Consider the following 22451-nt stretch of genomic DNA (forward strand, 5'->3'; position numbering starts at 1 on the left):
GGCCGCGGGGTCAGCGGGTGGCGCGCGTCGGTGTCCCGGCCTTCAGGCGAAGGCCGGGGGGGTAATTCGAACCGCGGCCCGATGACCGGAGCGCCCGGGGGCGCGAAGGTCGGAATCGGCCCGCAAGGCGAGACCGCGCAGCCGGAACATGGACCACATATGCGGAGGCGCGGGGGCGGGGGTCAAGCGCCGGGACGCGGCCCCTCATCCCAGCGCCGCCTGCACGCCCCACACGGCCGCGACCCCCGCGCAGATGGCGATGCCGAGGTTGCGGGTGGCCAGCTGCACGCCCACCACCACCGCCGCCCCCGCCCAGGCCGGGACCGAGCCCGCGACCAGCGGCGGCGTGACATAGGCCATGAACAGCGCGCCCGGCAGGTGGCGCAGCATCGCCTCCACGAAGGGCGGCGGGCGCACCGCGCGCAGCACGGCATAGCCGCCCGCCCGGCAGGCATAGGTCACGGCCGCCATCCCGAGGATCGCCAGCAGGACATCGGGGCGGAGCGTCATCGCCGCGCCGCCCCGTCCGGCGCGCGGGGCGGCAGGGACCGCCCCCGCAGCTCGATCCAGGCGCCGAGCGCGGCGCCCGCGAAGCTGCCCATCAGCAGGGGCAGCGGCACCGGCAGGCCGCCGCGATGCGCCGCCAGCGCGACCAGCCCCGCCACGGCCCAGGGCGCCAGGTCCACCCGCGGCCCGCGCCACAGCCCCACCAGGATGGACAGGAAGGCGGCGACCGAGGCGAAGAACAGCGGATGCCCCGGCGGCACCCGCACCACGCTGCCGGCCAGGTGCCCGGCCGCGGTGAAGGCCACCCAGGATACCCAGAGCCCGCCGCCGACGCCCAGCAGGTAGCCGGCATCGCGCCCGCCCGCCCGCTGGTCCTGCACCGACATGGCGAAGGAATGGTCGACCAGCGTCGCCAGCGTCCCCCACAGCCTGATCCCGCGCAGCCGGTCCAGCCAGGGTGCCAGCGCCGCGCCCTGCGGCGCCATGCGGATGTTCACCACCGCCGCCGCGACGACCGCCGCCAGCACCGGCGCCGGGTCGGTCCAGAGTTCCAGCGCCAGCAGCTGCGCCGCGCCGGCATAGACGACCGCGCTCATCAGCACCGTCTCGGCGAAGGACAGCCCCTTGGCGTCGGCCAGCACGCCGATCACCAGGCCGAAGGGCACCATGCCGATCCAGAGCGGCAGGCTCTCCACCGCGCCGCGCCGTACGCCCGCGGCGGTGAAGGTGACGCGCCCCGCCGCCATCAGGACCGCCGCACGGCGAGCAGCCGGTCCTCCGCCGCGGCGGGGTCGAGCCGCAGCGCCGCCGCCGCCACGCCGTGGGCGAAGCCGGCGCGGGCCAGCGCCGCAAGCCATTTCCGCCGCGTCTCGGGGTCCGGCTCCGCGGCGTCGGGCGCGAAGGGGCCGATGCGGCGGCGGCGGCAGAAGGCGATGGCGGCGTCCAGTTCCGCCTCCTCCCCCTCCGGCACGGCGCCGGCCGCCGTCTCGGCATCGACGCCCTTCTGCGCCAGATGGGCCAGGGTGGCGCGGCGGGACCGGCCGGTGCGCAGCAGGCGGCGCGCGCGGCTGGCGGCGAAGGCGGCATCGTCCACCGCGCCCTGCGCCACCATGCGCCGCGCGACCTCCGCCGCCGCCCCCTTCGCCGCGGCGGCGCGGGCGGCGACGTCGGGCTGGCCCTCGGCTTCCGCCTTGCGCGCCCAGCGGTCGATCCGCCGGGCCAGGACGCGCCGCAGCCCTGCCTCGGTCGCCGCGAAGCGGGCCAGGTGCGCGACCGCGGCTTCCGCCAGGCGCGCCGCATCGGGCGGGTTGCCGGCGGGCCGCTGCTCGCGCGGCCGCCTCTCTTGTCTCATGGGGGCTTTCTGCCATGGTCCGCCCGGCCATGGCGACCCGTCCCCCCATCCCACCCGGCCGCGCCCTTGCGGGGACCGGCCGCGCGCCTTCCGCCTTCCGCGGCTTCCTCGCGCTCGCGGCGCGGGAGACGCGGCGCTTCCTCAAGGTCTGGGCGCAGACGCTCGGCGCGCCGGTCATCACCACGCTGCTGTTCCTGGCCGTCTTCGTCCTCGCGCTCGGCGAGACGAAGAAGGAGGTGGGGGGCATCCCCTACCTGCAGTTCCTCGGCGCGGGGCTGGTGATGATGGCGCTGGCGCAGAACGCCTTCGCCAATTCGTCCTCGTCGCTCGTCATCATGAAGGTGCAGGGCAACATCGTGGACCTGCTGATGGCGCCGCTGCCGCCGGCGGCGCTGCTGGGGGGCATGGTCGCGGGGGGTGCGCTGCGCGGGCTTGCGGTGGCCGTGGCGGTGCTGGCGGCGATGTGGCCGCTGGTGGGCTTCCCCGTCCCTGCGCCCTTCACCGCGCTGGCCTTCGCCGTGCTGGGCTCGACGCTGATGGCGACGCTCGGCGTGCTGGCGGGGCTGTGGGCGCAGAAGTTCGACCAGCTGGCGACGGTGACGAACTTCGTCGTCACCCCGCTCGCCTTCCTGTCCGGCACCTTCTACTCGGTGGAGCGCCTGCCGGAGCCGATCCTCGCCGTCGCCCATGCCGACCCGCTGTTCTGGATGATCGACGGCTTCCGCGCCGGGCTGGCGGGCCATGCGGAAGGCAGCACGGCGCTCGGGCTCGCGGGGCTGGCGGCGGCCAACCTGCTGCTGTGGTGGGCGGCGCTGGTGGCGGTGCGGCGGGGCTGGCGGCTGCGGGCCTGAAGGCGGGGAGCGTTCACGGAATCCCCGGTTCCGCAACCAAACTGGCGGTGAGGGCGTTCTCCGCGGGCACGGCAATACCCCCCCCCGGAGACGCCACATGCTCACCCGCAAGACCATCCTGACGATGACGACCGCCGCCGCGCTCTGCGCGGCCCCCGTCCTGGCCTTCGGCCAGGCGAACACCGGCGGCAGCAGCCAGATGCAGGGCACGACGCAGACGACGCCGCAGCAGGGCGCGCTCGGCAGCGATGCGGGCGCGCGCGGCGCGGCGACCAGCGGCGGCGCGACCACCGGGATGGCGCCGAACACGGGCGGCACGGCTTCCACCGCGCAGGGCGCGCAGGGCCGCACCACCAACCCCGCGGGCAACGCCACCGGCCAGCCGCTGCAGACCGATGGCGGCCGCGCCGCGGCCACCGGCGCGCCGGGCGCCAGCCCGCAGGGCAATCCCGGCCCGTCGCAGGCGCAGCTCGACAACATGCGCCAGAACCCCGGCAACACCACGGGCAACGACGCGCGCGGCGGCGTGCTGGCGCAGGGCGCGCCCGGCACCGCCAACACGCGCGACGGCACGCCGGGCAACCCGCCCTCCACCGCGACGCAGCGTGCGATCGACAGCGTGACGGGCAACCGCACCAGCCCCGACGGCACCGGCAACAACCCGCCCGGCACCGCGGTGGGCCGCGCGCTGGACCGCGCGACGGACGGCACCGCATCCACCGCGCCCGGCACCGCCAACACGCGCGACGGCACGCCGGGCAACCCGCCCTCCACCGCCACCGGCCGCGCGGCGGATGCGGTGACCGGCAACCGCACCGACCCGGATGGCACGGGCAACAACCCGCCCGGCACCGCGCTCGGCCGGGCGCTCGGCGGCGCGGCGGGTGCGACGGCGGGGGCCGCGGGCGCCGCGGCGGGCTCGGCCGCCACCGGCGCGACCACGCCGGGGATGGCGGTGGACAGCATGCGCCTGCGCGACGGCCGCCGCGCCAGCCAGGTCATCGGCTCCACCGTCTACAACGAGAACAACGAGAGCATCGGCGAGGTCGACGACCTCATCGTGCCGACCGCCGGCGGCCAGCCGGTCGCGATCATCTCGGTGGGCGGCTTCCTCGGCATCGGCGCCCGCCTTGTCGCGGTGCCCTATGAGCGGCTGCAGCACAATTCCGACCGCAACCGCTGGATGCTGCAGGGCGCGACCAAGGACAGCCTGCAGAGCCTGCCGGCCTTCAACTACGACGGCAACGGCAGCCGGCGCGGCTGACCGGCGCGGCCGCCGCGCGCGGCCGGGCATGGCCTCATGGAGGGAGGGACGGGGCGAAGGGCGCCCCGCCCCTCCCTCCCCGACACGGAGAGACGAAGATGCGCATGAAGCTCCTCCTGGCGCTTGCCGCCGGGCTGCCGCTGGTCGCCTGCGGCAACATGGCGACCGGGCGCGACGGCACCGCCGGCAACCCGCCTTCCACCGCCACGCAGCGCGCCTATGACCGCGCAACGGGCAGCCCCCCCACCAGCGCCGACGGCACGGGCAACAACCCGCGCGGCACGGCGGCCGAACGCGCGCTGGATCGGGCGGCGGGCACCAACACCTCGGGCGCCTACCCGTCGCAGCGCGACGGCACGGCAGCGAACCCGCCCGGCACGGCCGTCGAACGCGCCTTCGACCGCGCGACGGGGTCGAACACCTCGGGTGCCAATCCGTCCGGCAGCGGCGGGCGCAGCCGGTAGCCGCGGCCGCGTGCGGCCGGGCGGGCTCCGTCCGGCATCACGACATGGCGGGGCGGAGGGGCGTGCATGCCTCTCCGCCCCGTCTCGTTTTGACCGCGCCCGCGTCTTCGGGCATTTTCGGCGGCTTCCGCGCCTTCCCGGGCATGGGGCCCGGGGCCGCGCGGAACCGGAGGAAGCGAGGAACATCGTGATCCCCGCCCTGATGCCGACCTACAACCGCGCCGACCTCGCCTTCGAGCGGGGAGAGGGCGCCTGGCTGTGGACGTCGGACGGGCGACGATTCCTCGATTTCGGCGCGGGAATCGCCACCTCCTCCCTCGGCCACGGCCACCCGCATCTGGTGCGCGCCATCGCCGAACAGGCGGCGCGCGTCATGCACGTGTCGAACCTGTACCGCGTGCCGCAGGCCGAGGAACTGGCCGCGCGCCACGTCGCCGCGTCCTTCGCCGACAGCGTGTTCTTCTGCAACTCGGGCGCCGAGGCGAACGAGGGCATGGTGAAGGCCGTCCGCAAATACCATGCGGAGAACGGCCATCCCGAACGCTTCCGCATGATCTGCTTCGAGGGCGCCTTCCACGGCCGCACGCTGGCGATGCTGAGCGCGACGGGGAACGCCAAATACCTCGCCGGCTTCGGCCCGCCGGTGGATGGCTTCGACCACGTGCCCTTCGGCAACATGAACGCGGTGCGCGACGCGATCGGGCCCGGCACCGCGGGCATCATGATCGAGCCGGTCCAGGGCGAGGGCGGCGTGCGCCCCGCGGACCTGCGCTTCCTGCGCGAACTGCGCGCGGTCTGCGACGAGTTCGGCCTGCTGCTCGCCCTCGACGAGGTGCAGACCGGCATGGGGCGGTCCGGCCGGCTCTGGGCGCACCAGTGGGCGGGGATCGAGCCGGACGTGATGTCCTCCGCCAAGGGCATCGGCGGCGGCTTCCCGCTCGGCGCGATCCTCGCGAGGGAGAAGGTGGCGAAGCACCTGAAGCCCGGCACGCACGGCACGACCTATGGCGGCAACCCGCTGGCCTGCGCGGCGGGGAATGCCGTGATGGACGTGGTGATGGCGCCCGGCTTCCTCGACGGCGTCGACCGCGTGGCGCGCGCGCTGTGGCGCGGGCTGCTGGAACTCGCGGCGCGGCATCCCTCCGTGGTCGAGGGCGTGCAGGGCGCGGGGCTGCTGCTCGGCCTCCGGCTGCGGCCGGAGGTGGTGAACGGCGACATGCAGGCCGCCGCCGCGGCGGAAGGCCTGCTGACGGTGGCGGCGGGGATGAACGTGCTGCGCCTCGCGCCGCCGCTCGTCATCGGGCAGGCGGAGGTGGAGGCGGCGCTCGACCTGCTCGACCGCACCTGCCGCCGCGTGACGCCGAGCGCGGCGCGGGCCGCCGCGAAGTGAGCGCGGCGCTGAAGGTGGAAGGCGGGGCGGCGCGGGCGGCGCCCCGCCACTTCCTCGAGATCATGGACCATGACGCGGCGACGCTGCGCCGGATGCTCGACCTCGCCGTGCAGGCCAAGCGCGGGGCGGTGGCGGGCAAGCCGCTGGCCGGGCGGACAGTCGCGCTGATCTTCGAGAAGCCGTCCACCCGCACCCGCGTCTCCTTCGAGGTCGGCATCCGCCAGCTCGGCGGCGACGTGGTGGTGCTGTCCTCGCGCGACATGCAGCTCGGCCGGGGGGAGACGCCGGCGGACACGGCGCGCGTGCTGTCGCGCTACGTGGACGCCATCATGCTGCGGACCGACAACGTGGCGAAGATCCGCGAGCTTGCGGAACACGCGACGGTGCCGGTCATCAACGGCCTGACCGACGTGTCGCATCCCTGCCAGATCATGGCCGACGTGCTGACCTTCGAGGAGCATCGCGGCGCCATCGCCGGCCAGGTCGTCGCCTGGACGGGGGATGGCAACAACGTCGCGCAGAGCTTCATCCAGGCCGCCGCGCGCTTCGGCTTCACGCTGCGGATCGCGACGCCGCCCGAACTCGCCCCCCCCGCGCAGCTGATCGACTGGGCGCGGCGCGAGGGCGCGCGGATCGAGCTGACCTCGGACCCCCACGCCGCCGTGGCCGGCGCGCGATGCGTCGTGACCGACACCTGGGTGAGCATGTCGGACGAGAAGGACGAGGCGAAGATCAGCCGCCACAACCTGCTCGCCCCCTACCAGCTGAACGCCGCCCTGCTGCGGGGCGCGGCGCCCGACGCCATCGTCATGCACTGCCTGCCCGCCCATCGCGGCGAGGAGATCACCGACGAGGTGATGGACGGTCCCCAGAGCGTGGTCTTCGACGAGGCCGAGAACCGCCTGCACGCCCAGAAGGGCGTGCTGCTCTGGGCGCTCGGCGCGGCGTAACGGATCGTCACCGGCCGCACCCTTGGCCGATCGGGCCGGCGGGGCCAACTTGGCGGCATGACCGCCATCACCCGCCGCGCCGCCCTCCAGGCGGCCGCCTGCGCCGCCGCCGCCGGCACCCTGCCGGCAGAGGCCCTCGCCCAGGCCGCCCCCGCCACCCCCGCCCCGGCGGACCGCCCGCTGTTCGGCGCCACGTTGCGCACCCTGCCCAACGGGCTGCGCGTCGCGCATGTCGAGCAACGGCGCGCGCCCGTGGTCGCGCAATACGCCTATGTCTCGGCCGGGGGGGGAGAGGACCCGCCCGGCCTGTCGGGCATCGCCCACTTCCTCGAACACATGCTGTTCAAGGGCAGCCCGCGCGTCGCCTCGGGCGAATTCTCCCGCCGCGTGGCCCGGGAAGGCGGGAACGACAACGCCTTCACCTCCCGCGACGTCACCGGCTACTTCCAGCATGTCGAGGCGAGCCGCCTCGGCCTCGTCGCCATGATGGAGGCCGACCGCTTCGCCGCCGCGCGGATCCCCGCCGCCGAGACCGAGAGCGAGCGGCTGGTGATCCTGGAGGAACGCGCCCAGCGCACCGGCTCCTCCCCCCGCGCGCTGTTCTACGAGGCCTTCGACGCCGCGATGTGGGGCCGGCAGCACTGGCGCGGCCGCCCCATCATCGGATGGGAGGAGGAGATCCGCGCCATCCAGCACGAGGACCTGCTGGCCTTCTTCCGCGCCCGCTACGCGCCGGGCAACGCCGTGCTGGTGGTGGCCGGCGCGGTGGGGGCGGAGGAGTTCTGGCCGGCGATCGAGGCCGAATGGGGCGCGCTGCCCCCCGGCCCCGCCGTGCCGCGCGACCGCGCCCCCCCGCCCGCCGCGCCGCCCACGCCGCGCTACACCCGCAACGACCCGCGCCTGCGGGGCGAGGCGAACTTCATCCGCGCCTGGCAGGCCCCCTCCATGACGGCGGGGGAGAGCCGGCATTCCGAACCGCTGGAGGTGCTGCGCCACATCCTCGGCGGTGGCGCGGGGTCGCGCCTGCACCGGGCGCTGGTGGAAGGCGGGCTCGCCCTCGCGGCCGGCTGTTCCTATGACGGCGACGTGGCGGGAGCGGGCGAGTTCGAACTGTCCGCGACGCCCCGCCGCGACGTTCCGCCGGACCGGCTGGAGGAGGCCGCGATCGCCGTGATGAAGCGCCTGCTGGACGAAGGCGGGCCGACCGAGGCGGAGGTGGCGCGCAGCATACGGCAGATGACCGCGGGCGCGCTGCTCGCGCTCGACGGCCTCGGCGCCGCGCCGCGGATGATCGGCAACGCGCTGGCCATCGGCCTGCCGATCGAGACGGTGGAGTTCTGGCCGCGGCGCCTGCGCGCCGTCACCCGCACGCAGGTGGCGGAGGCGGCGGCAGCGGTGCTCGGCCGCGCGCCCAGCGGGTCGGGATGGCTGCTGCCCGAAGGTGTCGACGCCCCGGCGGAGGTGCGGCTGTGACCTTCCGTCTCGACATCCAGCAGGTCACCGCCGGCGCCCGCACGGCGTGGCTCATCGAGGACCACTCCGTCCCGGTCGTCTCACTCGCCTGGGCCTGGCGCGGCGGCGCGGCGCTGGATGCGCCGGAACATGCCGGCGCGCTCGCCATGGGCGCGGCGCTGCTGACCGAGGGCGCGGGCGGGCTCGACAACGTCGCCTTCGCCGACGCGCTGCGCGACGAGGGCATCGGGCTCGGCTTCGACGCCCAGCGCGACGGGTTCGAGGGCAGCTTCCGCGCGCTGCGCCCCGTGCTGCCGGAGGCGGTGCGGCTGGCGAACCTGGCGATGCGCGCCCCCCGGCTCGACCCCGCGGCGCTGACGCGGGTGCGCGCCCGCGCGGTGGCCGGCGCGCGCGCCGCGCTGGAGACGCCGCGCGGCCAGGTCGGGCGCGCCTTCTGGGCGGCCGCCTATCCGGACCACCCCGCCGGCCGCCCCACCGGCGGCACGGTGGAGACGCTGACCTCCCTGCCGGAAGCGGCGATCCGGGACGGCCTGGCGCGGCAGATCCGCGGCGGCGGCCTGATCCTCGCCGCGGCCGGCGCCATCACGCCCGCCGAACTCGCCGGCATGGTCCCGGCGCTGTTCGAGGGCCTGCCGGAAGGCGAGCCGCCGGCGCCGCCGCCCCTGCCGGAGTTCCGCAGCTTCGCCCGCCTGGTCGTGCAGGTGCCGGCGCCGCAATCGGCGATCCTGTTCGGCCAGCCCGGCCTGCCGGTTTCCGACCCGGACTGGGAAGCCTTCCAGGTGGTGCTGCGCGTGCTGGCCGGCGGCGGCTTCTCCTCCCGCCTGATGGAAGCGGTGCGGGTGCGGCGGGGGCTTGCCTACGGCATCGGCGCGGGGCTCGATTCGATGTTCGGCCAGGGCGTCGTCGTCGGCTCCTCCGCCACCGACAACGCGAAGGTGGGCGAGGCGCTGGCGGTGGTGCGGGAGGAATGGGCGCGCATGGCGGCGGAAGGGCCGACCGCGGCGGAACTGGATGACGCGGTGGCCTTCCTGACCGGCAACCTGCCGCTGCAGTTCACCGACAGCCGCCGCATCGCCGGCACGCTGCTGGCGCTGCGCCGCAACGACCGCCCGATCGGCTGGCTGAACGACCGCGCCGACCGGCTGCGCGCCCTGACGCCGGCCGCGACGGCTGCGGTGGCCCGCCGACTGCTGCAGCCCGACCGGCTGTCCATCGCCGTCGCGGGGCAGCCGGAAGGGGTGTAGCGCCCAGGGCGGTGCGGGGATCAGGAAGGCGCCTGGGCCTCCCCCCGCGTCGCCGCTGCCCCATTCCCGCGCAGCGCGGCTGCGACCGCCTCCGACAGCTCGGTGAGCGAATAGGGCTTGGCGAGCCGGGCGGGCGCGCCGGGCGTGTCGGGCCAGGGGCCGGCATGGCCGGTGGCAAGGATCACCGGCAGCCCCGGCCGGCGTTCCGCGACGCGCTGCGCCAGCGTCGCCCCGGTCATGCCCGGCATGGCGTAGTCGGTCACCACCAGGCCGAGATGCGGATGCCGGGCGAGCGCGCCGAGCGCCTCCTCCCCCGAGGCGGCGCGGATGACGTCGTAGCCCAGTTCCTCCAGCATCGCGGCCGTGCTCTCCAGCACAAGCGCCTCGTCATCCACCAGCAGCACGGCGCCGCTGCCAAGGATGGGCGCGGCGTCCTGCCGGGGCTGCGGCGCCGCGGCGGGGCGGCCGGCGACCGGCAGCCAGAGCGTCGCGGTCGTGCCCTCCCCCGGGACGCTGCGGATCTCGAGCGCGCCGCCCGACTGCGCCGCAAGCCCATGCACCATGGACAGGCCGAGCCCGGTGCCCTGGCCCGGCGCCTTGGTGGAGAAGAAGGGCTCGACCGCGCGCCTCAGCGTCGCCTCGTCCATGCCCTGCCCGGTGTCGGTGACGGCGATGGCCAGCCAGCGGCCGGGGGCGAGGCCGGGTGGCGGGTCGCCCGCGGCCAGGTCCACCGCCACGGTCAGGCGCCCGCCCCCCGGCATGGCGTCGCGCGCGTTCACCGCCAGGTTCATCAGCGCGAGTTCGAGCGCGTGCGGGTCCACCTGCGCCGGCGGCAGGCCGGGCGGCACCTCGACGACGACGGTCGCCAGCGGCCCGGCCGAGCGGCGCAGCAGGTCCTTCATCCCGGCGAGCAGCGCGGCGAGGTCCACGGCGGCGGGCCGGAGGTCCTGCCGCCGCGCGAAGGCCAGCAGGCGCTGCGTCAGCATCGCGCCGCGCTCCGCGCTCTGCGTGGCGGCGTCGAGGTGGCGCAGCACCTCCGGCGCGCCGGGGCCGAGCCGCCGCCGCGCCAGCGCCAGGTTGCCGAGCACGGCCATCAGCAGGTTGTTGAAGTCGTGCGCGACGCTGCCGGTGAGGTGGCCGAGCGTGTCCATCTTCGCCGCCTCGTGCAGCAGCGCCTGCGCGGCCTTCAGGTCGGAGATGTCGCGCGCCTCGGGCACGAGGAGGGAGACGAGGCCGTCCTCGTCGCGCACCGGCGTCACCGAGAAGTCGATCGAGATCGTCCGGCCCGCGGCGTCGCGCATCGCCGTCTCGCGCCGGAAGAACAGGCCCGCGGCGGCGGCGGCGACGCCGTCGCGCACCAGGGCGCGCAGGGCCGGGTCGTCCGGCCACCACGGCGCGTCCCAGTAGGGGCGGCCGATCACCTGCGGCGCGGCGACGCCGCCAAGCCGCAGCATCGCCTCGTTCGCCTCCAGCAGCGTGCCGTCGGGGGACAGCAGGCCGATGAACTGGAAGGTGCCGTTGAAGATGCCGCGGAAGCGGGCCTCGCCCTCGCGCAGGCGGGCATTGGCCTCGGCCAGGGCGCCCGTGCGCTCGGCGACCCGGCGTTCCAGCGTCGCGTTGGCCTCGGCCAGCGCCATCGCCTGCCGCCGCCGCGCCGTGACGTCGAGCGCGACGCCGAGCAGGCGGCGCGGCCAGCCATCCGGGTCGGGCCGCGGTTCCGCCCGCAGCGCGATCCAGCGCTGCGCACCCGGACGCGCCAGGCGGACCTCCACCTCCACCGCCGTCCCGTCGCGCAGCGCGGCGGCGAGCGTGGCGCGGGCGGCGCGCCGGTCGGCGGGGTGGATGGCGCGCAGCGCGGCGCGCAGCGGCAGGATGCGGAAGCCGCGCGGCCCGGCCGGCAGGCCCGGCGGCAGGCCCCAGCCGGCGAAGATGTCGCCCACCACCGTCAGGCGCCGGTCGCGCAGGTCCCAGTCCCAGGCGCCGATGCCGCCGGCCTGCTCGGCCAGGCGCAGCCGCGCCTCCCCCTCCTGCACCGAGGCGAGCAGCGCCTCCCGCCCCGCAAGCGCCGCGGTCAGCGCGGCGCCGCGTTCCTCCGCCGCAAGGCGCGCCGCGGCCTCGCGGCGGCCGGCGCGCAGCGCGGCGGCGGCGAGACTGCCTGCCAGCGCCAGCGACAGGCCGAACAGCAGCCCGTTGCGCAGCAGCCGCCGGCGGAAGGGTTCCAGCACATGGTCGCGGGAGATGGCGGCGACCGCCACCACCGGCATGGTCGGCGCCCGGCGCCAGGCGACCAGCCGCACCAGGCCATCCGGCCCCGTCTCCTCCGCATGGCCGCGCGGGCCGGGCGGGGGCGGGTCGTCGGGCAGGGTGCCGCGGTCGGGCAGGGGCCAGCGCATCAGCGGCGCGCCATCTGCCCGCGCCACGCGCAGCACCGCGCCCGGCCCGAGGGCGAGCGATTCCGCCACGCGGGCGAATTCCTCGCCATGGATCGAGGCCTGGGCGACGCCGAGGAACCGCCCCTCCGCCCGGATGGCCCGGTTCCAGGAATAGAACCACAGCCCGCTGATCCGCCCGTAGGCAAGGCCCGAGAGGTGTTCCTGCCCGCCGGCGCGGAGCGGCGCGAGGAAGTCCCGGTCCGAGAAGTCCGCCGGCGGCGGCTCGCGCGAAAGGCTGTTGGTGAAGAGCCGCCCGTCCGCATCGAAGACCCAGAGCGACCCGATCTCGGGCGCTGCCGCGTCGAGGCCGCTGAACTCCGCCCAGCCCGGGCCGCGCAGCCAGCCGAGCCCCCGCTCCGCCGCGATGGCCGCGACGCGCGCGGTCGTGATCTCGGCCACCCGCAGCGCCCGGTCCGCCTGTTCGGCCAGCAGGGCGGCGGTGTTCTCGGCGTCGATGCGGCCCTGGTCGAGCGTCGCCCGCCGGTCGGACAGGGTGCTGGCGACGAAGAGTGCGGTCGCGAGCAGGGCGAAGGCGCCGAGGCTGAGGACGAGCCATCGCCCGGGACGGCCGCCCCCCATTGCCGCCAGTCGCCCGGCCTGCCTGCCCATCCCTTCGCAGTCCTTCCCCGGCCCGGTATCTAGGTTCGGGCACTGCTCATCATTGCCGGATCGGACGCCGGCATGGAAGCGGAAGGTGCCGCAGGAGGAACGACATGGCGATTCCGGGCGAGACGGCGTGGGACAGGCTGTCGGCCCTTGCGCGCGCGCCCGGCGCGGGCGCCATCCGCCCCCTGCTGGACGCCGATCCCGGCCGCGCCGCCCGATTCGCAAGGCGCGGCGCGGGCCTGCTGATGGACCTGTCCCGCACATCCCTGACGGAGGAGGTGCTGGGCGCGCTGCTCGACCTCTCGCGGGAGAGGGGTGTGGCGGCGTTCCGGGATGCCATGGCGGCGGGCGTGGCGGTGAACGGGACGGAACGCCGCGCCGCGCTGCACATGGCGCTGCGCGCGCCTCCCGGCACCTTCGCCGCGGGCGCGGAGGATGCCTCGGCCGCCGTGCATGGCACGCTGTCGGCCATGGCGGGCTTCGTGCGCGACGTGCATCGCGGCACCATCGCGGGGGCCACGGGCGAAGCCTTCACCGACGTGGTGAACATCGGCATCGGCGGCTCCGACCTCGGTCCCGCGATGGTGGCACGCGCGCTGTGGCGGCCGGGGATGCCGATGCGCGCGCATTACCTGGCCAATGTGGACGCCCATGCGTGGGAGGCGCTGCGCCCCTCGCTCGACCCGCGCAGGACGCTGGTGCTGGTGGCCTCGAAGACCTTCACGACGCAGGAGACGATGGCGAATGCCGGGCTGGCGAAGGCCTGGCTGGGCCGTGCGCTGGGCGGGGCCGCGGCGTCGGCGCATCTGGCGGCGCTGTCCACCAACCTGCCCGCGACCGCCGCCTTCGGCATCGCCCCCGACCGCGTCTTCGGCTTCCGCGACTGGGTGGGGGGGCGCTTCTCGCTGTGGTCGGCGGTCGGGCTTTCCGTCGCGCTCGCCTGCGGGATGGACGCTTTCGCGGAGCTGCTGGCCGGCGCGCGGGAGATGGACGAGCATTTCCTGGCCGCGCCGGACGCCGCGAACCTGCCCCTGCTGCTCGCCGCGCTCGAGGTCTGGCATGTCAACTTCCTCGGCCTGCCCGCGCGCGCCGTGCTGCCCTATGACGAGCGGCTGGCCCGCTTCGCCGCGCATCTGCAGCAGCTGGAGATGGAAAGCCTCGGCAAGCGCGTGACGGCGGATGGGCGGCCCGTGCGCTCGGCCACCGGGCCGGTGGTGTTCGGCGAGCCAGGGACGAACGCGCAGCATTCCTTCCTGCAGCTCATCCACCAGGGCACGGCGAAGGTGCCGGTGGACTTCGTGCTGGTCGCGCGCCCCGACCACCCCCATGCGGCGAGCCACCGCATCCTGCTGGCCAATGCGCTGGCGCAGGCCGAGGCGCTGGCCCGCGGCCGGACGGAGGCGGAGGCGCGGGCGGGGATGGCGGAGGCCGGGCTGCCGCAGGCCGAGATCGACCGCCTGGCGCCGCACCGCGCCTTCCCGGGCGACCGGCCGAGCGTCACGCTGCTGCTGCCCGCGCTGACGCCGCGCAGCCTCGGCGCGCTGGTCGCGCTCTACGAGCACAAGGTCGCCTGCCTCGGCGCCTTCTGGGGCATCAACCCCTTCGACCAGTGGGGGGTGGAGCTGGGCAAGCAGCTGGCGGGCGGCATCCTGCCGGCGCTGGAAGGCGGCGAGCCGGCGGCGGATGCCGCGACGGCGGCGATGGTTGGGGAGATCCGGGCGCTGTGGAGCTGAAACCCTACCGCGACAACGTGGGCGCGCTGCTGTTCAACGGCGCGGGGCTGGTGCTGGTCGCGCGGCGGGCGGACATGCCGGATGCGGAAGGCGCGGCGGGCGGCTGGCAGCTGCCGCAGGGCGGCGTCGATCCGGGCGAGGACCTGCGCGCGGCGGTGCTGCGCGAGCTTGCCGAGGAGATCGGCACCGACCGCGCCGAGATCATCGCCGAACACCCCGAATGGCTGACCTACGACTTCCCCCCCGAACTGGCGGGGCGCGGCTTCCGCATCGCGCAGCGCTACCGCGGGCAGCGGCAGCGGTGGTTCGCGCTGCGCTTCACCGGGCGGGACGCGGATATCCGGCTGGACGCCGACTCGCATCCGGAATTCGACGCCTGGCGCTGGGCGGGGATCGAGGAGCTGCCGGCGCTGGCGGTGTCCTTCAAGCGCCCGATCTACGAGGTGCTGGCGCAGGCCTTCGGCCCGCTGGCGCGGGCGCTGGCCTCGGCTGCGAAATCACGCTAGTTCCCCGGCAGGTTGATCCGCCGCCGCGCCGCATGGCCGGCAGGGCGCCCGGGCGCACCGCGGCGGAGTTGGGAGTGACCACCAGGTGACGATGCCGCCGCTCAACCACAATGTGTACGAGGCGATCGCCGCCGCCGGCATGCAGGCGCCCGACATCCCGGTGCGCTCCATCGAATACTACGCGCAATGCGGCGAGGATGTGATCGTGCTCGCGCTGCTGCGCGCCGTCGCCCTGCGCGAGGGCCTCGACCTCTCGCGCGAGCGCTACCTCGAGATCGGCGCCAACCACCCGGTCGCCACCAACGCCACCTGGCTGCTGCACCGCGCGCTCGGCATGACCGGCGTGCTGGTGGAGGCCAATCCGCGGCTGCTCGGCCCGCTGCGCGCCCATCGCCCGGGGGACGAGATCCTGCACGCCGCCGTGCATGTGGGCGAGGGCGACAGCATCGAGCTCTACGTCTCGAACCAGAACGAGCTCAGCTCGCTCGACCGCGACTTCGTCTTGCAGTGGCGCGACGGCGTGGTGGGCGAGCGGGAGGTGGTGACGGTCCCCGCCATCCGCGTGGACGACCTGCTGGCCCGCCACTTCCCGGACCGCCCGCCCGCCTTCGTGTCGATCGACATCGAGGGGCTGGACCTCGCCGTGCTGCGCGACCTGGACTTCGCCCGCTTCCGCCCGCTGGTGGTGCAGGCGGAACCCTCCGACCACCACCACCCCGGCAACACGGAAGCCATCGCCCGCTTCCTCGGCAGCGTCGGCTACGTGGTGGTGGCGCGGACCGAGGTGAACCTGATCTCCATCGACGCCGCGCGGCTCGGCCTGTCCGGCCCGGCGGCCTTCGACGAGGAATCGGGCCGCCGCATGGTGGAAGCCGCGCGCCGCGCCGCGACCGAGCGCGACCTGCGCCTCGCCGCGCGGGAGGAGGCGATCGCCGGGCGCGAGCGCGAGATCGCGGAGCGCGACGCGGCGCTGGCCCGCGCCGCCGCCACCCTCCAGGACGTCACCGCCAGCCTGACCGCCGCCCGCAACGAGACGGCGGCAGCCCGCGCGCAGGCGGCGCGGCTGGAAGGGCAGGTGGCGGGGCTGGAAGGGGAGGTGGCGCGGCTGGCCGCGGAAGCGGGCCGGCTGGAGGCCGAGGCCGCCGCGCGCCGGGCCGAGGCCGCGGAACTCGCCGCGCTGCGCGACCGCATGCTGGGCAGCACCTCCTGGCGCGCGACCGCGCCGCTGCGCGCGGGCATGCGGCTGCTGCGCGGCGGCGGCTGACGCGGGCGGCCGGGGGCGCGGCCCCCGCCGGCTTCCCACGGGCGGGAAACTGTGTTTGGAACGCCGCGGCCGGCGCCGGACCCGCCGGTGCGCCAAGGGAGAGCCATGCAGCAGACCGAGCACCCGATCGTGGGCGGGCAGGCGCCGCAGGGCTGGCCGCCCCGGCCGGCCTGGTCCCTCGATGCCGAGTGGATGGCCACCTTCCGCCGCCACCTCGCCGGCGCGGACCTGCTGTCCCTCGATGTCTTCGACACCGCGCTCAGCCGCCGCTGCGACGCGCCGGTGGACGCCTTCGCCATGACCGAGGCGCGGCTGGTCGCGACGATCGGCGAGGCCGCGCGCGGCTTCGCCGAGGAGCGCGAACTGGCGGAATCCGATGCCCGCGCGCTGGCGCATGCGCGGGGGCATGACGACATCACCCTCGACGAGATCCTGGCCGCCCTGGCCCGCCGCGTGCCGGCGCTGGGCGCCCACCTGCCGGCGATGCGGGAGGCGGAGCTGGAGGCCGAGCGGTCGCTGGTCTTCGGCGTGCCGGAGATCCAGGAGGCGGTGCGGCTCGCGCAGGAAGCCGGCAAGCCTGTCGTCTTCGTGTCCGACATGTACCTGCCGGGCGCCGAGATCCGCCGCCTGCTGGAGATCTCGGGCTATGCCGGGCCGCTCGACCTCACCGTCTCGTCGGAGACGCGGCGCAGCAAGGGGTCGGGCCGCGTCTGGGCCCTGCTGCGGGAACGCTTCGGCGACGCCGCGCGCATCCTGCACATCGGCGACGACGCCTGGAGCGACGTGGAGAGCCCGAAGCGCGTCGGCATCGACGCGCTGCACTTCGCCCGCGCGCGGTCCGACCGCCGGCCGGGCGCGCCGCTGAACCCCGCGGTGCTGCCCTTCTCCTTCGCCGCGCGCCGCGCCGTGCTGCCGGAACCGCCGCAGACCGACCCCGCCGGCTTCATGCGCGGCTTCGGCGCGAGCTGGGGCGCCGTCGTCGTCGGCAGCTTCCTCCGCTGGGTGGAGAGCCGGGTGCAGCAGCTCGGCATCGAACGCGTGGTGTTCTGCGCGCGCGATGGCTGGCTGGTGAAGCGCGCCTGGGAGGAAGCGGGCTGCGGCGCGCGGACCCGCATCCCCGCCACCTACCTGCATGTGTCGCGCCGCACGCTGAACCTGGCGGAGGCCGCCATGCCGACGCCGGACGGGCGGCTGGCCGAGGGCGCGCTCGACACGCTCTGCCACGCCCGCGCGCCGGTCGGGCGGCTGCTGTCGCGCGCCGGGCTGATGGGCTGCGCGGCGCTGGTGGAGGAGGCGGGGGCGGAGTTCGGCGGGCTCGACACGGTCGTCCCCTGGCAGGACTGGCCCCGCCTGCGGGAAGTGCTGCGCCGGCACGACCGCGCCATCCTCGCCGCGCTCGCGCCGATGCGCCAGGCCGTGGTCGGCTACCTCGCGCAGGAAGGGATGGACGGGCGGCGGCAGGCCATCGTCGACATCGGCTGGCACGGCACGCTGCAGGCGGCGATCGCGCGGCTGCTGCGGGACGGCGGGACGGAGCCGCGGCTGACCGGGCTCTACTACGGGCTCTGGCCGGCGGCGCAGCGGCGCCGGCCGGTTGCGGGCTGGATGGAGGGCTGCTTCGGCAACGACTTCCTGTCCTTCGACGAACAGCCCGGCCTGGTGAACGCCGTCGCCCTGCTCGAGAACCTGCACCTGGCCGATGACGGCACCACCACCGGATACCGGCAGGAGGATGGCCGCTGGCGCCCCGTCCTGCAGGACAGCCGGGTGGAGCGCGCGCAGCAGGCCGCCCTGATCCAGCCCTTCCAGGACGCAACCGTCGCCGCCCTGCGGGAGATCTTCGCGACCGGGCGCAGCGGCACGCTGACGCTGGCGGAGCTGACGCGGGAGGCCGGGCTCGCCGCCATCTCCCGCGTGGCGCTGAGCCCGACGGAGACGGAGCTCGCGGTGCTCGGCCGCATCCGCCATGCGCGCGACTTCGACCACACCGACTACGTGCCCCTGGTGCCCGATGCGCTGCCGCCCTGCATGGGCACCACCCCCGACGGTCTGCCGGGCGAGACGGACTGGGCCGTCGGCGCCGCGCGAAGCTGGCTCGCCCAGTTGCGGGGCCGGCCGGAACGCGGCGAATTCGCCGCACGCATGCGGGCCGCGCTGGAGCAGTCCGGGCACCGAACCCTCAGGCAGTTCACATGACCGACGCGCCCGCCCCGCAGCCCGCGCCGCCGGACCTGGCGCCGCGGCCGCAATACTACCCGGCCGCCCATCCGCAGGCGACCGCGCCGGCCCCGGCCTCCCCCACCGTCGCCATCGTCATGCGCACCAAGAACCGCGTGCTGCTGCTGCACCGCGCCGTCTCCTCGGTGCTGACGCAGCGCCACGCCGCATGGCATCTCTACATCGTCAACGACGGCGGCGACCCGGCGGAGGTGGAGGCGATGCTGCGCCACTACCGCCCCGCGCTCGGCGACCGGGTGACGGTGATCCACCACCCCGAGAGCCTGGGGATGGAGCGTGCCTCCAACGCCGCGCTGTCCCGCGCAACGGAGGAACTGGTCGTCATCCATGACGACGACGACGCCTGGCACCCGGATTTCCTGGCGACCACCACCGCCTTCCTCGCCTCGCCCGCCAACCGCCACTACGTCGCCGTGGCCACCGGCTGCGTGGTGGTGCGGGAGAGGATGGAAGGCGGCGAGGTGCGCGAGACCGGGCGCGAGACCTGGCTGCTGGGCCGCGGCACGATCGACTTCCGCCGGATGCTGGTGGAGAACCAGTTCCCGCCGATCTGCATGCTGTTCCGCCGCCGCGCCGTGGAGCTGGTGGGCGGCTACAACGGCGAATTGCCGGTGCTGGGCGACTGGGAGTTCAACCTGCGCCTGATGCTGCTGGGCGACATCGGCTATGTCGCGAAGCCGCTGGCCTACTACTGCCACCGCGAGAAGGGCACGAGTTCGGCCTACAGCAACACCGTCATCGACGGCAACGCGATGCACGAGGCGCTGAACGTGCGGCTGCGCAACGGCATGGTGCGCGCCGCGCTGTCCGGCCGGCCGGAGATGCTGGGCCTGCTCCAGCCGCTGCTGCATGCCCTGCATGCGGTGGAGCAGGCGGCGAAGTCCATCCCGGCCCCGCCGCCGCCCGCGCCCCCGCCCCCGCCCCCGCCCCCGCCTCCTCCGCCGCCTGTCGAGACGATCCCCGAATGGCGCCTCGCGCGGCTGGAGCGGGAGGTGGGCGAGATCCGGGAGTGGATGGCGGAGCTTCGCCTGGTGGCGTCCTGGCAGCGCAAGATGCTGCGGCCGGTGCAGCGCCTCTACGCCCTGGTGCGGCGGCTGGTCCGGGGCTGACCCGCCGCCGCGGGGCGCGCCCTACTCCACCCCTGCCCACCAGGTCTGGCCGCGGCCGAACCAGTCCCAGTTGTCGCCGTCCCACACCCAGTCCGTCTCGGCCCCCAGGCCGTCGCGCGTGGCGGGGGTGGCGCTGTCGCGCGTGGCGTTCCACAGCCAGCGCCCGCTGCCGCCGTCGTAGTAGTAGTCGATGCGGACGGTGCCCCAGGGGTCGTCGGCGCGGCGGCCAAGTTCCTCCTCCGCCTCGATGCGGTAGGGCACGCCATTGGCCCAGACCGTGTCGCCGGGGGTGTAGGCCCTCGCATCGGCCACCAGCGTTCCGCCATAGGCATCGCCGGTCTGCGGCGACCAGAAGGACCAGCGATAGAGGCTGTCCTGCTCGAAGGTGACCCACCAGGTCTCGCCGCGGCCGAACCAGTCCCAGCCATCGCCGGCCCAGACCCAGTCCGTCTCGGTGCCGAGGCCGTCGCGCGTCACGGGGGCGCCGGTGTCGCGCGTGGCGTTCCACAGCCAGCGCCCGCTGCCGCCGTCGTAGTAGTAGTCGATGCGGACGGTGCCCCAGGGGTCGTCGGCGCGGCGGCCAAGTTCCTCCTCCGCCTCGATGCGGTAGGGCACGCCATTGGCCCAGACCGTGTCGCCGGGGCTGTAGGCCCCTGCATCGGCCACCAGCGTTCCGCCATAGGCATCGCCGGTCTGCGGCGACCAGAAGGACCAGCGATAGACGCTGTCCTGCTCCACCGTCACCCACCAGGTCTCGCCGCGTCCGGCCCAGTCGTGGTTGTCGCCGTCCCAGATCCAGTCGGCTTCGAGCCCGAGGCCGCGCATCGGCAGCGGCTGCTGCCCGCTCGCCCAGGCCAGCGGTTCCAGCCAGCGGCCGCTGCCGGCGTCGTAGTAGAAGGTCATCCACATCGTGCCGTCGGCGAAGCCGCTCGACCCGTCGAGGGGGGTGGCCGACCAGATGCGGTACTCGCCGCCATTCGCCGGGATGCGCTGGTCCGCGGCGTAGCGGCCGGCATCGTCGATCAGCCAGCCGCCATAGGCATCGCCGGTCCAGGGATGCCAGTAGGTCCAGTAGTAGGAGGCATCGCGGTCCGCATCGGCCTGGAAGGCGCCGCCCGCGCCGAAGGCGACCCAGCCCTCCCCGGTCCAGGCCGCGCCCGTCTCGCTGCCCAGGCCCCCGGCGCCGGCATCCACCGCGGCATCCGCATCCTGCACCGCCAGGGTCGTGCCGCTGGCGGCATCGAAATACCCGCCGGTCAGCCGCACCGTGCCGCGCTCCGCCGTCTCCTCCCCGCCGGCGATGCGGCGTTCGTCGAGGATGCGGTAGCTGCCTTCGGCCGTCGGCACCGTGTCGCCCGGCTGGAAGGCCGCGGCGGCGTCGTAGAGCACGCCAGTCCAGCGGTCGCCGGACCGGGCGGTGAAGCTCCAGGTGAACAGGCTGTCGGCGGGGATCGAGGCGGCATCGGCCTGGTCGGCGCCGCCCGCGCCGAAGCCGTCCCAGCCGAGCCCCGTCCAGGCCGCGTCCCTTTCGCTGCCGAGGCCCGCGAGCCCCGCCGCGGTCGCGGCGCCGTTGCGGGTGGGCAGGAACAGGCCGCTGCCGGCGTCGCGGTACCATTCGACGAAGACCTGCCTCTCCTCCAGCCCCTGCGGGCCGAGGTCGAGGCCGGCTTCCTGCTCCGCCGTGACGGCGTAGCGGCCGGCGGCGGTGGTCAGGACGAATCCCGCCGCGAAGGCGGCGCTGTCGGCGACGAACCAGCCGCCCCAGGCGTCGCCGGAAGTGGCGGTGAAGGTGAAGGTGAAGATGCTGTCCGCCAGGCCGGGATCGGCGGCGGCGTTCGGCGTCGGTGCGGCCATCCTGGGCTCCGCGGCCCGGGACGCGCGCGCCCGGCCGTGGCGGCATCCTGCGCCTGCCCTGGTGAAGGGCCGCTTAAGCGGCCCGCTTCAGCGCCAGCGCGGCCGGTGGTGCCCCGCCGCCCGCGCCAGCAGGTGCCCGGCCAGCGGCGGCAGCATCCGGCGCATGGCGCCATCGCCCATCCGCCGCGCCGCCATCGCGCCCAGCACCAGCGCGCCGAGCCCCGCCGCCACCGCCAGCGTCGCCGCGGGATGCAGTTGCGCTTCCAGCAGCAGGCTGGTGCGCCGATGCGGCTGGGTGGGGATGGAGGAGCGTTCGTGGCCGCCGGGCCGGCCCTCGTAGAGGTTGTCGCGCATCTCCGGCCGGCCGTCATGCCCTGTCACCTGCATGCGTCGGCCCACCGCCTCCATCACCAGGTCGGTGGTGCGGGGGAACAGGTTGCCGAGGACCGAGACCGCCGCCCCGCCGCCGCCCACCACGATGTCGCGCTTCGGGTGTTCGCAGGCATGCAGGATGGCGCGGGCCACCAGCCGGGGGTCGTAGACCGGCGCCGGCACCTTCACGCCCTGCGTGTCCATCAGGATGCGGGCATGTTCCTGGAAGGTGGTGTCGATGCCCGCCGGCTTGATCAGGGTGACGGAAACCGGCGCGCGCGCCGCCTCCAGCTCCATCCGCAGCGCGTCGGTGAAGGCCTTCACCGCATGCTTGGTGGCGCAGTAGGTGCCCTGGAAGATCACCGAACGGTCCGACAGCACCGAGCCGAGATTGACGATGGCGCCGCCCCGCGCCCGCAGCCGCCCCGCCGCGATCAGGCTGCCATGGACGGTGCCCCAGTAGTTCGTCTCGAACAGGCGGCGCTGGTCCTCGACCGGCGTGTCCTCGAGCGTGCCGTAGACGCTGGTGCCGGCGTCGTTCACCCAGGAATCGATGCCGCCGAACCGTTCCTCGGCGAAGGCGGCCGCGGCTTCGAGCGCGTCGCGGTCCGCCACGTCGGCCACGCGGTACTCCGCCCGCCCGCCGCTGTCGCGGATGCCGAGCACGGCCCCGTCCAGGCTCGGCTCGTCGCGCGCCACCAGCACCACGGCCGCCCCCCGCGCCGCGGCCATCCGGGCGGTGGCGAGCCCGATGCCCGAGGAGGCGCCGGTGATGAGGATGGTCTGCCGCGCCAGCGGCTTGAGGCGGAAGGTCATGTCGCTGCGCTTCCCGGGGGGTTCGGA

The 22451-nt window shown here is 75.4% G+C and carries 18 protein-coding genes; 12 read left to right on the forward strand and 6 right to left on the reverse strand.

Annotated elements, in window-relative coordinates; genetic code table 11:
• Positions 1 to 204 precede the first annotated feature (204 nt).
• From ACK8OX_RS11310 to ACK8OX_RS11320, 3 genes are read right to left on the reverse strand one after another with little or no spacing between them, the layout of a single operon-like run.
• Positions 205 to 510 (reverse strand): AzlD family protein, encoded by a 306-nt coding sequence (locus ACK8OX_RS11310; protein ID WP_430664187.1) that lies wholly within the window; start codon positions 508 to 510, stop codon positions 205 to 207.
• Positions 507 to 1253: an AzlC family ABC transporter permease gene (locus tag ACK8OX_RS11315; RefSeq protein WP_430664188.1), complete on the reverse strand. Its 747-nt coding sequence runs from the start codon at positions 1251 to 1253 to the stop codon at positions 507 to 509. The genes ACK8OX_RS11310 and ACK8OX_RS11315 overlap by 4 nt, the downstream gene beginning before the upstream one ends.
• Positions 1253 to 1858, reverse strand: coding sequence for a RecX family transcriptional regulator (locus ACK8OX_RS11320; protein ID WP_430664189.1), 606 nt, complete (start codon positions 1856 to 1858; stop codon positions 1253 to 1255). Before ACK8OX_RS11320 ends, ACK8OX_RS11315 begins: the two co-directional genes overlap by 1 nt.
• 29 nt (positions 1859 to 1887) lie before the next feature.
• On the opposite strand from ACK8OX_RS11320, the gene ACK8OX_RS11325 reads away from it, so the two are divergent.
• From ACK8OX_RS11325 to ACK8OX_RS11355, 7 genes are all read left to right on the forward strand, one after another.
• A complete protein-coding gene (locus tag ACK8OX_RS11325) occupies positions 1888 to 2709 on the forward strand; it encodes an ABC transporter permease (protein WP_430664190.1) in 822 nt (273 codons plus the stop codon).
• A 97-nt stretch (positions 2710 to 2806) separates the two neighbouring features.
• Complete coding sequence (locus tag ACK8OX_RS11330; protein WP_430664191.1) at positions 2807 to 3973, forward strand: PRC-barrel domain-containing protein; 1167 nt, start codon at positions 2807 to 2809, stop codon at positions 3971 to 3973.
• Between the two features lie 98 nt (positions 3974 to 4071).
• Positions 4072 to 4437 carry a hypothetical protein gene (locus ACK8OX_RS11335; RefSeq protein WP_430664192.1) on the forward strand — a complete coding sequence of 122 codons (366 nt, stop codon included), beginning with the start codon at positions 4072 to 4074 and terminating at the stop codon, positions 4435 to 4437.
• 187 nt (positions 4438 to 4624) lie between these two features.
• Positions 4625 to 5827, forward strand: coding sequence for an aspartate aminotransferase family protein (locus ACK8OX_RS11340; RefSeq protein WP_430664193.1), 1203 nt, complete (start codon positions 4625 to 4627; stop codon positions 5825 to 5827).
• Complete coding sequence (gene argF / locus ACK8OX_RS11345; RefSeq protein WP_430664194.1) at positions 5824 to 6777, forward strand: ornithine carbamoyltransferase; 954 nt, start codon at positions 5824 to 5826, stop codon at positions 6775 to 6777. Before ACK8OX_RS11340 ends, argF begins: the two co-directional genes overlap by 4 nt.
• Positions 6778 to 6834: 57 nt before the next feature.
• Positions 6835 to 8250: a M16 family metallopeptidase gene (locus ACK8OX_RS11350; RefSeq protein ID WP_430664195.1), complete on the forward strand. Its 1416-nt coding sequence runs from the start codon at positions 6835 to 6837 to the stop codon at positions 8248 to 8250.
• Positions 8247 to 9494, forward strand: coding sequence for a M16 family metallopeptidase (locus ACK8OX_RS11355; RefSeq protein WP_430664196.1), 1248 nt, complete (start codon positions 8247 to 8249; stop codon positions 9492 to 9494). The genes ACK8OX_RS11350 and ACK8OX_RS11355 overlap by 4 nt, the downstream gene beginning before the upstream one ends.
• A 20-nt stretch (positions 9495 to 9514) precedes the next feature.
• On the opposite strand, the gene ACK8OX_RS11360 is transcribed toward ACK8OX_RS11355, so the two are convergent.
• Positions 9515 to 12535 (reverse strand): PAS domain-containing protein, encoded by a 3021-nt coding sequence (locus tag ACK8OX_RS11360; RefSeq protein ID WP_430664198.1) that lies wholly within the window; start codon positions 12533 to 12535, stop codon positions 9515 to 9517.
• A 104-nt stretch (positions 12536 to 12639) separates the two neighbouring features.
• On the opposite strand from ACK8OX_RS11360, the gene pgi reads away from it, so the two are divergent.
• From pgi to ACK8OX_RS11385, 5 genes are all read left to right on the forward strand, one after another.
• Positions 12640 to 14265 carry a glucose-6-phosphate isomerase gene (gene pgi, locus ACK8OX_RS11365; protein WP_430664199.1) on the forward strand — a complete coding sequence of 542 codons (1626 nt, stop codon included), beginning with the start codon at positions 12640 to 12642 and terminating at the stop codon, positions 14263 to 14265.
• The gene (locus ACK8OX_RS11370) at positions 14256 to 14771 is read left to right on the forward strand and encodes an RNA pyrophosphohydrolase (protein WP_430664201.1); all 516 of its coding nucleotides are present in this window, start codon (positions 14256 to 14258) and stop codon (positions 14769 to 14771) included. The genes pgi and ACK8OX_RS11370 overlap by 10 nt, the downstream gene beginning before the upstream one ends.
• Positions 14772 to 14862: 91 nt before the next feature.
• Positions 14863 to 16035: an FkbM family methyltransferase gene (locus ACK8OX_RS11375; RefSeq protein ID WP_430664248.1), complete on the forward strand. Its 1173-nt coding sequence runs from the start codon at positions 14863 to 14865 to the stop codon at positions 16033 to 16035.
• Between the two features lie 105 nt (positions 16036 to 16140).
• Complete coding sequence (locus ACK8OX_RS11380; RefSeq protein WP_430664202.1) at positions 16141 to 18231, forward strand: HAD family hydrolase; 2091 nt, start codon at positions 16141 to 16143, stop codon at positions 18229 to 18231.
• A complete protein-coding gene (locus ACK8OX_RS11385) occupies positions 18228 to 19382 on the forward strand; it encodes a glycosyltransferase family 2 protein (protein WP_430664203.1) in 1155 nt (384 codons plus the stop codon). The genes ACK8OX_RS11380 and ACK8OX_RS11385 overlap by 4 nt, the downstream gene beginning before the upstream one ends.
• A gap of 21 nt (positions 19383 to 19403) precedes the next feature.
• Here the strand turns inward: ACK8OX_RS11385 and ACK8OX_RS11390 are convergent, their stop codons facing one another.
• Both ACK8OX_RS11390 and ACK8OX_RS11395 read right to left on the reverse strand, forming a co-directional pair.
• Complete coding sequence (locus ACK8OX_RS11390) at positions 19404 to 21236, reverse strand: hypothetical protein (protein WP_430664204.1); 1833 nt, start codon at positions 21234 to 21236, stop codon at positions 19404 to 19406.
• Positions 21237 to 21323: 87 nt separating this feature from the next.
• A complete protein-coding gene (locus tag ACK8OX_RS11395; RefSeq protein WP_430664205.1) occupies positions 21324 to 22424 on the reverse strand; it encodes an SDR family oxidoreductase in 1101 nt (366 codons plus the stop codon).
• Positions 22425 to 22451 lie beyond the last annotated feature (27 nt).

The sequence above is a fragment of the Falsiroseomonas sp. CW058 genome (assembly GCF_050563535.1).
GTDB lineage: Bacteria > Pseudomonadota > Alphaproteobacteria > Acetobacterales > Acetobacteraceae > Falsiroseomonas.